The sequence below is a fragment of the Ancylobacter defluvii genome (assembly GCF_018390605.1).
GTDB classification, from domain to species: domain Bacteria; phylum Pseudomonadota; class Alphaproteobacteria; order Rhizobiales; family Xanthobacteraceae; genus Ancylobacter; species Ancylobacter defluvii.
This window is the reverse complement of record NZ_JAHBGD010000024.1, coordinates 574,919-587,372: the sequence shown is the minus strand read 5'-3', so window position 1 is coordinate 587,372 and position 12,454 is coordinate 574,919. Positions and strand designations below refer to the sequence as shown.

The following is a 12,454-nucleotide window of genomic DNA, read 5'->3' as shown; positions in this document are numbered from 1 at the left end:
GGCTTTCGCGCCCGGCGCCCACGTCCTAGTCTTCCGGCAAAATCAGGGGGGACTCCGTGGGCCACGATCACTCGCACGATCACGAACATTCTGAAGCCGAGCGCTGGAAGCATGATGGCGTGTGCGTCATCAAAGGCGACCGGCTTGATTCCAACACCGCCCAGACTCCGGGCATGTTCCGTCAGGCGGCCATCAACCATGCCCGCGTCGGCGCGCAGAAGATCTGGGCCGGCACGGTGACCATCCAGCCCGACGCCAAGACCGGCGTGCATCATCACGGTGCGCTGGAGAGCGTCATCTATGTCGTGCGCGGCCGCGCCCGCATGCGCTGGGGCGAGCGGCTGGAATATGTCGCAGAGGCCGGGCCGGGCGACTTCATTTTCGTGCCGCCCTATGTGCCGCATCAGGAGATCAACGCCGACCCGAACCAGCCTTTGGAATGCGTGCTGGTGCGCTCGGACAATGAGGCGGTGGTGGTGAACATCACCGATGTCGACCCGGTGGAGAAGCCGGAGGCGGTCTATTGGGTCGACCCGATCCACAAGGCGCTGTGAGGCGCTCAGCGGGCGTGTATCTCACGCGGGTTGCGTCGGCCGCCTGCGCCGCGTCGAAGGACGTCGTGCGGATCGTATCCCGCCGTGGAGAACCTGCCACGGCGGCGCTTGCCCGCCTTGCCGCCCGTCGATGCGGGGCACTAGCTTGGTGTGTTGATCGCTTGGGAGGAGACATATGCCGCGACTTCTGGAAGCTGCCGCGCTTTCCGGCGTGCTTCTCGGACTTGCCGCCGCTCCGGTGATGGCCCAGTCGGTGCCGCCCGGCAGCTACCAGCAGTCCTGTCAGGACATTCGCAACGTTGCCGGCTGGCTGCGCGCCTCGTGCCGCGATCGTTCGGGCCGCTGGGTCGAGGCCAATATGGCGATCTCCTGGTGCGCGCCGGGCAACGACATCTCCAACGAGGATGGCCGCCTCGTCTGCAAGGCTGGCGCGTCGAGCTTCGGCAGCGAGCGACCGCCGCAGGGCTCCTATATGGGCACCTGCCGCGATGTGCGCATGTCGGCCGGCTGGCTCAAGGCGACCTGTCAGGACATGAAGGGCCGCTGGGTCGACGCCACCACTGCGGCCAGCTGGTGCACCGGCCGCGACATCGCCAATGTCGATGGGCGTCTCACCTGCCGCTAGAGCGTTTTCGGTGAAATCCGGTTCAGCGGAAAAGCTCTAGCTCTTTGTTTCTACGCAATTCTTTCCGCAAAACCGCGGCGCACTTTTGCGGAAATTGCTCTAGGCGCGTTCGCGGTCAGCTCTTGCCGCAGGCGGCGAGCAGCGCCGCATAGGGCTCGGCCATGCCGGCCTGGCTCATGATGAAGCGGGCGCCCTTCACCGCCATCACGAAGGGGCGGTTGGTCTTCACGATGGCGGCCAGCCCGGCGAGCGGGCCGTGCCCCTCGACATCGATGCCGCCGCTTTCCTCATTGGCCACCGCCTTGCCGGGGAAGGCGACGCGGGCGCGATTATTCTCCAGCATCACCTCGGCGGCCTCGCCGGGCAGCAGCCCGTTCGAGCCGATCAATGAGCGCACCGTGAGCGTGCCGCTGCCCGGCAGGCAGGCGATGTCGAGCACCCGCTTGCCGGTCGCCGGCTCGCCGAGCACCAGATGCACGGTCTCGCCCTGCTGGGCGCCGTACCAGACCGGCTCAGCCCGCGCCGACGCCGATCCGAGGGCGAGGAGCGGCAATACGAGGCCGAGAAGGCGAAGGCGGGACATGGCATCACCGGACTGGAGCCCGCCGGTCCGGCAGAATCGCCGGATCGGCACGAACGGGCTCTGATTTCACAACGCTGGAATCGATTGCCGGCGCAAAAGTCATCCGACTTCTGCGGGACCTTGGCGCGGGGAGAACGGCTTCAACTCACCGAACGGTCGCCGAGCGATTTCTCGCGAAGCGCGCTGAGCGTCGTCGTCGGGGTGATCGCCTCCGGGTCGAGCCGCACATGCACCACCGCCGGCTTGCCCGAGGCAAGCGCGGCGTCGAGCGCCGGCACGAAGTCCTCGTCGCGCTCCACCCGCGCGCCGAACGCGCCGAAGGCGTGCGCATAGGCGGCAAAGTCCGGGTTCACCAGCGAGGTGCCGAACACCCGCGTCGGGAATTCGCGCTCCTGGTGCATGCGGATGGTGCCGTACATGCCGTTGTCGATCACCACCACCAGCACCGGGATCTTGTGCTGCACGGCGGTGGCGAGCTCCTGCCCGGTCATCAGGAAGTCGCCGTCGCCGCACACCGCCACCGCCAGTCGCTCGGGATGCACCCGCCGGGCGGCGATCGCCGCTGGGAAGCCATAGCCCATCGAGCCGGAGGTCGGCGCCAACTGGCTGCCATAGGCGCGGAAATGGTGGAAGCGATGCACCCAGGTAGCGAAATTGCCGGCGCCGTTGCAGATCGCGGTGTCGGCCGGCAGCGACCTGAGCCAGTGCACCAGCGTCGCCATCTGCACCGGGCCGGGATTGGCTGGCGGCTGGTCGCTCCAGGCGCGGTAGTCGGCCCGCGCTTCCTGCCGCCAGTCGCTCCAGCGAAGCGTCTGCGGCGGCTGCACGCCCTCCAGTGCCGCCGCGAAGGCCTGCGGTGAGGCATTGATGGCGAGAGCGGGCTGGAACACCCGGCCGATCTCGTCCGGGTCGGCATGGACATGCACGATATCGACGCCGGGATCGGGGATACCGAACAGCGAATAGCCCTGCGACGGCACCTCGCCGAGCCGGCCGCCGGCGAGGATGACGAGGTCGGCCGCCTTCAGCCGCTTGACCAGCTTCGGGTTGATGCCGAGCCCGACATCGCCGGCATAGCAGGCATGGTCGGCGGGAAACAGCATCTGGCGGCGGAAGCTGACGCAGACCGGCAGGTCGAAGCGCTCGGCGAAGCGCTTCACCGCCGCCACCGCCTTCTCGTTCCAGCGGCTGCCGCCGAGCATCAGCAGCGGCCGCTCGGCGTTCCACAGCAGCTTTTGCAGCCGCATCATGTCGGTGAGGCCGGGCCAGGTCTCGGCCGGCTCGAAAGCGGGGGCGTCCGGTACATCGACAATGTCGGCCAGCATGTCCTCCGGCAGCGCGATCACCACCGGGCCGGGCCGGCCCTGCGTCGCCACCCGGAAGGCGCGGGCGAGGATCTCGGGAATGCGAGCGGCGTCGTCGATCTCCACCGCCCATTTGGCCAGCGTGCCGAACACCGCGCGGTAGTCGACTTCCTGGAACGCCTCGCGCCCGCGCATCGCCCGGCCGATCTGGCCGACAAACAGGATCATCGGCGTCGAATCCTGCTGGGCGACGTGCACGCCGGCGCTGGCATTGGTGGCACCCGGCCCGCGGGTGACGAAGCAGATGCCCGGCCGCCCGGTCAGCTTGGCCGAGGCCTCCGCCATCATCGCCGCGCCGCCCTCGTGGCGGCACACCACGAAGTCGATCTCGGTGTCGGACATGGCGTCGAGCACGTCGAGATAGCTTTCGCCCGGCACGCCGAAGGCGCGGATGACGCCATGGCCGAGGAGCGCGTCGACGAGGAGGCGGGCACCGGAGCGGGCAGGGGGAAGCGGTCGGGTCGGGAACGACGTCATCGGGTCACGCGGATTGGCGCAAACAGCGCGCGGTTGAAGCCGGACCGGCGAGGGGCCGATCCGGCGGCAATCTAACCCGCTAATGCCTGCCGTGCAGGCCCAAAATCACCTGCCGCACCGGCGAAAATCGCTGGCCGGGGCGGTCGCGATTCCCTTGCCTCGCGGTGGGCAGCGCTCAGCCGGCCTCGCCGACCGCCTTTTCGGCGGCGCGGATCGCCGCCTGCCGGCGGGCGTGTCCTTCGCCGATTGGCGGCCCCTTGAAGCGCCGCTGCTCGAAAGCCAGCCACACCGCCCGAAGGAGAAGAACAGGAAGATGGTGGCGCGCGGCATCGCACTGCCGAGCACCCCGGACCACACGAGCGACATCAGCATGCCGCGCGGCACCGCGCGCGTCGCGTCGGGCGTCTCCTCCGAGGTGTGGGCGGAGGCGTCGTAGCCGGTTATGGCGTAGATCGGCAGCAGCAGGCTGAGCAGGAACGCCCAGCCCGTCGAGACCTCCGGCCGCACGTCGACACCGGCCGCGCCGGCATCGTTGGAGAAGGTGAACCGCCGGCCGATATCGTAGCCGGGGGCGAAGATGCGAAATTCTCTTTCCGTTATCTTACGTAGCGGAATGGAGACGCATCCGGGCAGGCCCCCGCCGTCGCGTCTCCTGCACGCTCCGTAGCGGAGCACCCGGCAGCCGGAAGGCTGCCGGAGCAGTCCGTCGCATGGCGCATCGGGCCGGCGCTAGAGAAACCCGATCCAGCGGCCGGCCAGCAAGGTCCCGAGCCACAGCAGCATCGAGGCGAAGGCCCGCAGCCTCACTGCCGTGGTCGGCTCCAGTCCGGCCAGCACGCGGCGATAACCGCCGCTCGCATGTTGCCAGCCGACATTGGCCAGCGCGAGCGCCAGCAGGCCGATTTTGACCAGGAAGGCGGTATTGGCGAGATATTCCGCCGGCCGCACGGTGAACAGCCACAGGCCGGTCAGCAGGGCGAGCGCCACGCCGAGGGCGGCGGTGCGCGACAGGAACGGCACCAGCATCGGCATCGGCACGGTGGCTGCGAGGCCGAGCAGCCGCGCGTCGAGCGGCAGCACGGCACCGAGGATCAACCCGATCCCGAGGATATGGCCGGCATTGACCAGCAGATAGGCGGTGGCCGAGCCCTGCAGCCAGCGTGCTCCCGGCCAGCCTCCCAGCGCGACGAGGAATTCCACGTGTGCCCGCCGCTTCAGCCGTCGCCGATGCGCTCGGGATACATGTCGTAATTCTTGCCGGCGATAGTGATGCGCACCGCCTTCATATGCGCCTGCGACGCGTCGCGCGAACGGTTGCCGAGCACGGTGATCGCGTCGCCCGGCTTGGCGGTGTCGGCGGTGAAGCCGGAGTTCTCGGTCTGCCTCGGATTGCCGAGATCGACCCGCCAGACGGTTCCGTCCTGCGCCGCGACCTGTAATGTCGGATGCGGCGGTGCCATGGAGATGGCGCGGATGGTGCCGGTCAGTGTCATCTTCTCGCCCTCCGCCCAGGACCAGCCGTGATGGGCGAGGGCAGGGGCGGCGGCAGCGCCGAGCGCGACCGCAAGGATCGCGGCGAGCGCAAGCGGCGAGCGAGGCGAGGGTGCACGAAGCGTGGACGGGCGAAACATGAGGTGTCTCCTGTCGCAGCGGAACCTGAGCGCAGGTTAAGTCGCCAGCACCGCGAAAGGCGACCGTCCCGCTCCTCACAATCGCGGTAGCCGATGGCATGCAGGGCGGGCGGCACGTCGCCATGGAAACAGCGTAAGCGGGGAAATGCCGGCACCTCAAGCCGAGGCCGTCTCTCGCAGAGGCGCTAGCATTGCTAGAGCGGAACCCGACCTGAATGAATCGAGAGGGATTCCCAAATCAGGGGCGAAGTGCTTCAGAGTGTCTGCCGGAGGGAGGCCGGCCGGCATGTCGAGAGCCCTATCGGTCGATCTTCGGGTTCGGGTTCTTGGAGCTGTTGCCGCCGGTGCGCCGCACCGGGAGGCGGCCGAGCGTTTTGGCGTGAGCGCCGCCAGCGTCAGCCGTTGGCGCAAGCGGGATCGCGAACAGGGTGACCCGCGCCCCGGGCGGCTCGGCGGGGACCGGCGTTCGGATCGGATCGAGGCTCATCGTGAGGCCGTGATGGCGGCGCTTGGGCCCGGCCGAGACGCCACCATCGAGGAGGTGCGCGCCAGCCTGGCGAAGCAGGGTCTCGTCTTCGGCTACGGCACGATCCAGCGCTTCTTCGCGCGCCACGCCATCACGCGCAAAAAAAGACCGCGCACGCGACCGAACAGGATCGCCCCGACGTCCTGACAAGGCGCGAGCAATGGTTCGAGGGACAACTCGACCTCGATCCCGACCGACTGGTCTTCATCGACGAAACCTGGGCCTCGACCAATATGGCCCGCCGCCACGGGCGCTGCCGGCGCGGCGAGCGGCTTCGGGTGGGCGTGCCGCACGGGCACTGGAAGACCACGACCTTCGTCGGCGCGCTGACCCTTCGCGGCTTCATCGCACCGTGGGTGCTGGACGGGCCGATCAACCGGGATGCCTTCGAGACCTATGTCGCCAAGCTGCTGGTCCCGGAACTGCGGCTCGGCGATGTCGTCGTCATGGACAACCTGTCCAGCCACAAAGGGCCGCGTGTGCGCGAGATGATTGAGGCGGTCGGCGCCGAGTTGCGCTACCTCCCGCCCTACAGCCCCGACTTCAACCCAATCGAGAACGCCTTCGCCAAGCTTAAGGCGCTGCTGAGAAAGGCCGCCGAACGAACCGTCAACGGACTCTGGGACGCCATAGCCGCATCCTCGACCTCTTCCCGCCCGCCGAGTGCGCCAACTACTTCAGCGCCGCCGGCTACGACGCAACCTGATGGGATTCCGCTCTAGACGCCGTCGCCGCGGATGCGAGCGCGACGCCCGCGCGGTGCCATCCGGGTAAGACGGCGGCGCGGGGTAACTACCGCCGACGCTGCCGGCAGGGTGTCGCGGGGGAGTGCCGGTGGGCTCGCCGTAGCGAGCAGCGCCCCGCAGGAAATAGCCGCGACGCGTGCCTGCCTTACGCTGGCGCTGACAGCAACGAGCCAGACCCGCCGGAGAACGAAGCCGGTCGCGCCGGATTCAACCGCACCGGTCGCATCGGGACAAAATCAGCCTGATCGTACACCGCACCATACCGCTGGCGTCATGGCGGCGATGGCCGATCATCTTGGTTGAACCGCAGAAAATACTGCTCCCGCCGGTGCGTGCCGCCAGAATGACTTGGGTCTCTCGTCTGGTGATCCGCGACGTCTTTTCGATGGCTCGCGAACGCTAGGTGTCTACGCTGGCGCGCAGCGCGTTATCTTGGATGAACTCGCGGCGCGGTTCCACCACATCGCCCATCAGCCGATTGAACAGGTCGTCGGCATCGGCGACTTCCTTCACCTTCACCTGCAGCAGCGAGCGGGCATTGACGTCGAGCGTCGTCTCCCAAAGCTGTTCGGCATTCATCTCGCCAAGGCCCTTATAGCGTTGCAGCGACACGCCTTTCCGGCCGGCATCGGTGACGGCGTCGAACAGGTCCATCGGGCCGTGCACCAGCGTCTCGGTGCCCCGGCGCTTCAGTGTCGCCGCTTGCGCATGCACCTCGCGGAGATTGGCAACGAGTTGGTCGAGCCGGCGGGCTTCGGCCGAGCCGAGGAAGGTCGCATCGAGATTGACGACCTCCTTCACCCCACGCACCGTGCGCTGGAAGTGGAACCCGGCGCCGTCGGCCGTGCCAACCCAGCCGCGTTCGATATCTTCGGCAATGTTATCAAGGCGTTGCGCGACATCGACCGCCACTTTCGCTGCCGGCTCCTCGTCGGTCAGCAGGCCGGACACCAGCGCGCCGGCAAGTGCCGCCTGCTCCACCACCGCACGGTTGTAGCGCGGATGCAGTCCCTGCAGCGTGGTGCGGAAGGCGCGGGCGCTCTCCACCACCGAGAGCAGGTCGGCGCCGGCGCGGACCTCGCCACTGGCCATGGAGAGGCTGGCGTCATCAAGCCCTTGGGAAACAAGGTAATCTTCCAGTGACCGCTCGTCCTTCAGGTACTGCTCGGACTTGCCGCGCGTCACTTTGTAGAGCGGTGGCTGGGCGATATAGATGTGTCCGCGATCCAGCAATTCCGGCATCTGACGGAAGAAGAAGGTCAGCAGCAGCGTGCGGATATGCGAGCCGTCGACATCCGCGTCCGTCATGATGATGATCTTGTGATAGCGCAGCTTGTCGGCATTGAAGTCGTCGCGGCCGATGCCGGTGCCGAGTGCGGTAATCAGCGTGCCGACCTGGTCGGACGAAAGCATCTTGTCGAAGCGCGCGCGCTCGACATTCAGGATCTTGCCACGAAGCGGAAGAATAGCCTGGAAGGCTCTGTTGCGCCCCATCTTGGCCGAGCCGCCTGCCGAGTCGCCCTCGACGATGAACAGCTCGGACTTTGCCGGGTCGCGCTCCTGGCAATCGGCGAGTTTACCTGGAAGGGACGCGACGTCGAGCGGGTTCTTGCGGCGCGTCAGCTCGCGCGCCTTGCGTGCCGCCTCGCGCGCCGCCGCCGCTTCCACCACCTTGCCGACCACCGACTTCGCCTCGGCGGGATGCTCTTCCAGCCAGTTGTTCAGCGCGTCGTTGACCAGCGTCTCGACCACTGGCCGTACCTCGGACGACACCAGCTTGTCCTTGGTCTGCGAGGAGAATTTCGGGTCCGGCACCTTCACCGACAGCACGGCGGTGAGGCCCTCGCGGCAATCCTCGCCGGTCGGATCGACCTTTTCCTTCTTGGCGATGCCCGAGCGCTCGGAATAGCCGATGATCTGCCGGGTCAGTGCCGCCGCAAACCCGGTAAAATGCGTGCCGCGGTCGCGCTGCGGGATGTTGTTGGTGAAGCACAGCACGTTTTCATGATAGCTGTCGTTCCACGACAACGCGCATTCGACGGTAATCCCGTCTTTCTCGGCGCGGATCACCACCGGCTTCGGCAGAAGAGCCTGCTTGGAGCGATCGAGATACTGCACGAAGGCTTCGACGCCGCCCTCATACATCATCTCTTCGCGCTTGATTTCAGGGTGGCGGGCGTCGGTCAAGACGATGCGGACGCCGGAATTCAGGAACGCCAGCTCACGCAAGCGATGTTCAAGCGTCGCATAGTCGAATTCAATGTGGGTGAAGGTTCCCGGGCTCGGAACGAAGGTCACCATAGTGCCGCGCTTGCCGGTCGGCGCCGGACCTTTCACCGCCAGCGGCGCCTCGGCATCGCCATGACGGAAGCGCATATGGTGTTCCAACCCATTGCGCCATATGGTCAAATCGAGAGTGGTCGAGAGCGCGTTCACCACCGAGACGCCGACACCGTGCAAGCCGCCGGAAACCTTGTAGGAATTCTGGTTGAACTTCCCGCCGGCATGCAGCTGGGTCATGATGACTTCAGCCGCCGAAACGCCTTCTTCGGGATGAATATCCGTCGGGATGCCACGTCCGTTATCCGTCACCGTTACCGAGCCTTCGGCGTTCAAGGTGACGGTAACTTCTGTTGCGTAGCCAGCTAGTGCTTCGTCGATGGCGTTGTCCACCACCTCGTAAACCATATGGTGGAGGCCCGACCCGTCGTCGGTATCGCCGATATACATGCCCGGCCGCTTGCGTACCGCGTCCAGCCCCTTGAGGACCTGGATGGACTGCGCGCCGTACTCTTCGGGAGACGGAGCGGAATCGGTGTCGGACATGGTTATCAACTCTTCGAATCGTTGAGATCGTTCAGGTTCTTTGTAGCGCAATCACGCGCCTATTTCGTGGCCACCATCACTGCCGCGCCGGCCATTGCCGTGCCGCAGGCGCGATTGATCAGGCGGATCGTCCGGCGACTCCCGATCATGCCGCGTGCCCGTTGCGCAAGGCCGACATAGAGCCCGAAGACCAATGCCAGCACCATCACGATAATCGCGCACATCTCAACGAAGGCGAGCATCGTCAGGTGGTTGAGGTCGATGATTGTCGGCAGTAGGGCGAGATAGAAGGCCATCGCCTTGGGATTGCCCAACGTCATGCCGAGCCCGGTGAGGAACAGTCCGGCAGGCGAGCCGTTTGGCTTGGGCATGGTGGCGGCAATGGCGTGAGCAGGAGCCGTCCACAGCTTCCAGGCAAGAAATATGAGATAGATTGCCGCCGCCAGTCGCACGACGACAAACAGCGAGCCGAGCGTGGCCGCCAATGCCGCCAGCCCCAACGCGGCAGCCGCCAGCCACACCATGTCGCCGAGGATGATGCCGGCCACGAGAGGGATCGTGCCCTGGCGGCCATGCGCCAATGTTCGCGCCACCAGCGCAATCACGCTCGGCCCCGGCGAGGCGGCAGCCAACGCAAGCGCTGCGGCAAAGACGAACAATCCCAGCAAATCCATCGCCTCTTCGTGCGCGCGGGCGCGCGAAAGGTCAAGGGATAAAATAGTTAAATCAACTCAATGTGTTGAGTTGATTAGTCCGGAATGGACGCGATCCGGCCGGGGCTGACTGAAAACCGCTCGGCGTCCCGGGGCAGTGCGGCGAAGGCGGCAGGGTCGGCGCCGGTCATCCACACCTGCCCGCCGAGCGCGTGCAGCGTCGCGAAAAGCGCTTCCCGGCGGGACGGATCGAGATAGGCGACGACATCGTCGAGCAGCATGACTGGGCTCATGCCGGCCATCTCCGCCACTAGGCGAGCATGTGCGAGAATAAGGCCGATCAACAGCGCCTTCTGTTCGCCGGTGGAGCCCTGCGCCGCCGGCATGGCTTTCGGGCCATGACCGACCATGAGGTCGGACAGATGCGCTCCCTCGAGCGTCCGTCCGGCGGCACGGTCGCGCGGGCGGGCTTCCCGCAGCACGGCGCGGTAGCCGTCCTCTACCTGCGTCGCCGGCAGATAGGCGAGTTCGCGCTCGATCGCGCCGTCGAGAGCTAGCGTCGCCCAGGGAAACGCCGATCCGTCATCGCGTCCGGCAGTGATGCCGGAGGCGAGCCGGCGTACCGTTTCCAGCCGCGCGGCCGCCACCGCGACCGAGAGAGCCGCGAGTTCCTGTTCGACGGCGTCGAGATAGCGCGGATCGGTGCGAGTATCTTCCAGAAGGCGATTGCGCGCGCGCAGCGCCCGCTCCAGCGCGTTCACCCGTGCTCCATGCTCGGCATCTACCGCCAGCACCAGCCGGTCCAGGAAGCGCCGCCGTTCGGCGGGCGGGCCGGAGAACAGGCCATCCATCTCCGGCGTCAGCCAGATCACCCGCACGAAATCGGCAAAGGCCGCCGCCGAGCCGACCGGCTCGCCATCGATGCGGCAGCGGCGAGCACGTGCCTCGCCCGTCGGGTCGGGTTCCTGTCCGGTACCAAGCGTCACGTCGCCATAAGTGCCGGCGAGCACCGCCGACACCGCCCAGCCATCCGCTTTCACGCCGTCGTGGCGATAAGGAAGCTGGTCGAGTGCGGCGCGGCGCAGGCCACGGCCGGGAGTCAGCAGCGAAATGGCTTCGAGAACGTTGGTCTTGCCGGCACCGTTGAGGCCAAGCAGCACCACCGTGTCTGCCTCGGACCGCAGTTCCGCGGCTTCATAACTGCGGAACTGCGTCAGCCGCAGGCGGGTGATGCGTGTGGCGGGCGGGCTCACACGCGCATCGGCATCAGTACATAAAGCGCACCGCGCCGCTCGGGGTCCTGCACCAGCGTCGGCGAACCGGGATCGGCGAATTTCAGCTCCGCCGTCGTGCCCTCGATCTGGCCGGTAATGTCGAGGAGATAGCGGCTGTTGAAGCCGATATCGATCGCCTCGGCGGCGTATTCGACCTCGATCTCCTCGGTCGCGCTGCCGGAGTCCGGATTGGTGACCGAGAGAGTGAGCTTGCCATCGGCGATGGAGAGCTTCACCGCCCTCCCGCGCTCGCTCGCCACCGTCGAGACGCGGTCGACCGCGGCGGCAAAATCGGCCTTCTCCACCACCAGCGTCTTGTCGTTGTTGAGCGGAATGACGCGACCGTAGTCGGGGAAGGTGCCGTCGATCAGCTTCGAGGTCAGCACCACGCGGTCGAGCGAGACGCGGATCTTGGCAGTGGAGAGCTCGACGGTGACCTCGGCCTCGCCATTCTCGGCGAGACGCTGGATCTCGGCGACCGCCTTGCGCGGCACGATGACGCCGGGCATGCCGGCTGCTCCTGCGGGGGCCTCGGTCTGCGCCTGGGCAAGCCGGTGTCCATCGGTGGCCACCGCGCGCAGCACCGGTCCGCCGGCATCGGCGACGTGGAAATAGATGCCGTTGAGATAGTAGCGGGTCTCTTCGGTCGAGATGGCGAACTGCGTCTTGTCGACGAGGCGGCGCAGCTCGCCGGCCGGCAGGGTGAAGCGATGGCTCATCTCGCCGGCGGCAAGGTCCGGAAACTCGGCTTCCGGCAGCGTCTGCAGCTGGAAGCGCGAACGGCCGGCGCGCACGGTGAGCGTGCCGCGGTCGCCCGAGGTCTCGATCTGCACCTGCGCCCCTTCGGGCAGCTTGCGCACGATCTCGTAGATGGTGTGGGCCGGCACCGTGGTGGCGCCTTCCTGCCCGACCTCGGCCGGGATTGTCTCCACCACCTCGATGTCGAGATCGGTGGCGCGCAGGGCGAGGCCGCGCGCATCGGTGCGCATCAGCACGTTCGCCAGGATCGGGATGGTATTGCGCCGCTCGACGACCCGGTGGACATGGGCGAGAGACTTGAGGAGCTCGGCCCGCTCGACGGTGACCTTCATGGCCGCGACACCCGTGGCTTTCGGAAAGGGGAGGGACTTCCCAGGGCGCGGAATGAAGCGGGCGCTGCCTCACATCGCGCCCCGGCGAGCGGCGCGGGCGCGCC

Annotated in this window: 11 protein-coding genes and 1 pseudogene; 3 read left to right on the top strand and 9 right to left on the bottom strand. The window is 67.0% G+C overall.

From position 1 onward, the window contains the following. Window positions 1-56 precede the first annotated feature (56 nt). Both KHC24_RS19005 and KHC24_RS19000 read left to right on the top strand, forming a co-directional pair. A complete protein-coding gene (locus KHC24_RS19005) occupies window positions 57-554 on the top strand; it encodes a cupin domain-containing protein (RefSeq protein WP_213364871.1) in 498 nt (165 codons plus the stop codon). A 175-nt stretch (window positions 555-729) separates the two neighbouring features. Next, a complete protein-coding gene (locus tag KHC24_RS19000) occupies window positions 730-1,179 on the top strand; it encodes a CVNH domain-containing protein (RefSeq protein WP_213364870.1) in 450 nt (149 codons plus the stop codon). A 115-nt stretch (window positions 1,180-1,294) separates the two neighbouring features. Here KHC24_RS19000 and KHC24_RS18995 read toward each other — a convergent pair whose 3' ends face one another. The 5 genes from KHC24_RS18995 to KHC24_RS18975 all read right to left on the bottom strand — a co-directional run bounded on the left by KHC24_RS18995 (window position 1,295) and on the right by KHC24_RS18975 (window position 5,234). After that, window positions 1,295-1,762: a hypothetical protein gene (locus tag KHC24_RS18995; protein WP_213364869.1), complete on the bottom strand. Its 468-nt coding sequence runs from the start codon at window positions 1,760-1,762 to the stop codon at window positions 1,295-1,297. 140 nt (window positions 1,763-1,902) lie between these two features. Continuing rightward, window positions 1,903-3,603: a thiamine pyrophosphate-binding protein gene (locus KHC24_RS18990; RefSeq protein WP_213364868.1), complete on the bottom strand. Its 1,701-nt coding sequence runs from the start codon at window positions 3,601-3,603 to the stop codon at window positions 1,903-1,905. 105 nt (window positions 3,604-3,708) lie between these two features. Then, window positions 3,709-4,278 (bottom strand): amino acid permease, encoded by a 570-nt coding sequence (locus KHC24_RS25650; RefSeq protein WP_213364867.1) that lies wholly within the window; start codon window positions 4,276-4,278, stop codon window positions 3,709-3,711. A gap of 54 nt (window positions 4,279-4,332) precedes the next feature. Then, window positions 4,333-4,803 carry a DUF2214 domain-containing protein gene (locus KHC24_RS18980; RefSeq protein ID WP_213364866.1) on the bottom strand — a complete coding sequence of 157 codons (471 nt, stop codon included), beginning with the start codon at window positions 4,801-4,803 and terminating at the stop codon, window positions 4,333-4,335. A gap of 14 nt (window positions 4,804-4,817) precedes the next feature. Continuing rightward, a complete protein-coding gene (locus KHC24_RS18975) occupies window positions 4,818-5,234 on the bottom strand; it encodes a DUF6152 family protein (RefSeq protein ID WP_213364865.1) in 417 nt (138 codons plus the stop codon). A 286-nt stretch (window positions 5,235-5,520) separates the two neighbouring features. Here KHC24_RS18975 and KHC24_RS18970 point away from each other — a divergent pair. After that, a pseudogene (locus tag KHC24_RS18970) lies at window positions 5,521-6,466 on the top strand (IS630 family transposase). Between the two features lie 439 nt (window positions 6,467-6,905). On the opposite strand, the gene gyrB reads toward KHC24_RS18970, so the two are convergent. From gyrB to dnaN, 4 genes are all read right to left on the bottom strand, one after another. Further along, complete coding sequence (gene gyrB, locus KHC24_RS18965; RefSeq protein WP_213364864.1) at window positions 6,906-9,332, bottom strand: DNA topoisomerase (ATP-hydrolyzing) subunit B; 2,427 nt, start codon at window positions 9,330-9,332, stop codon at window positions 6,906-6,908. A 59-nt stretch (window positions 9,333-9,391) separates the two neighbouring features. Further along, window positions 9,392-10,006, bottom strand: a complete 615-nt coding sequence (locus KHC24_RS18960) for a LysE family translocator (protein ID WP_213364863.1) — start codon at window positions 10,004-10,006, stop codon at window positions 9,392-9,394. 74 nt (window positions 10,007-10,080) lie between these two features. Beyond that, window positions 10,081-11,238 carry a DNA replication/repair protein RecF gene (gene recF, locus KHC24_RS18955; RefSeq protein WP_213364862.1) on the bottom strand — a complete coding sequence of 386 codons (1,158 nt, stop codon included), beginning with the start codon at window positions 11,236-11,238 and terminating at the stop codon, window positions 10,081-10,083. Then, the gene (gene dnaN, locus KHC24_RS18950) at window positions 11,235-12,350 is read right to left on the bottom strand and encodes a DNA polymerase III subunit beta (protein WP_213364861.1); all 1,116 of its coding nucleotides are present in this window, start codon (window positions 12,348-12,350) and stop codon (window positions 11,235-11,237) included. The genes recF and dnaN overlap by 4 nt, the downstream gene beginning before the upstream one ends. Window positions 12,351-12,454: the final 104 nt, after the last annotated feature.

Bases quoted from the DNA above. Each gene is read 5' to 3' on its own strand.
- KHC24_RS19000 (WP_213364870.1), top strand. From the start codon at position 730: ATGCCGCGACTTCTGGAAGCTGCCGCGCTTTCCGGCGTGCTTCTCGGA.
- KHC24_RS18995 (WP_213364869.1), bottom strand. From the start codon at position 1,762: ATGTCCCGCCTTCGCCTTCTCGGCCTCGTATTGCCGCTCCTCGCCCTC.
- KHC24_RS18990 (WP_213364868.1), bottom strand. From the start codon at position 3,603: ATGACGTCGTTCCCGACCCGACCGCTTCCCCCTGCCCGCTCCGGTGCC.
- KHC24_RS18975 (WP_213364865.1), bottom strand. From the start codon at position 5,234: ATGTTTCGCCCGTCCACGCTTCGTGCACCCTCGCCTCGCTCGCCGCTT.
- gyrB (WP_213364864.1), bottom strand. From the start codon at position 9,332: ATGTCCGACACCGATTCCGCTCCGTCTCCCGAAGAGTACGGCGCGCAG.
- KHC24_RS18960 (WP_213364863.1), bottom strand. From the start codon at position 10,006: ATGGATTTGCTGGGATTGTTCGTCTTTGCCGCAGCGCTTGCGTTGGCT.
- dnaN (WP_213364861.1), bottom strand. From the start codon at position 12,350: ATGAAGGTCACCGTCGAGCGGGCCGAGCTCCTCAAGTCTCTCGCCCAT.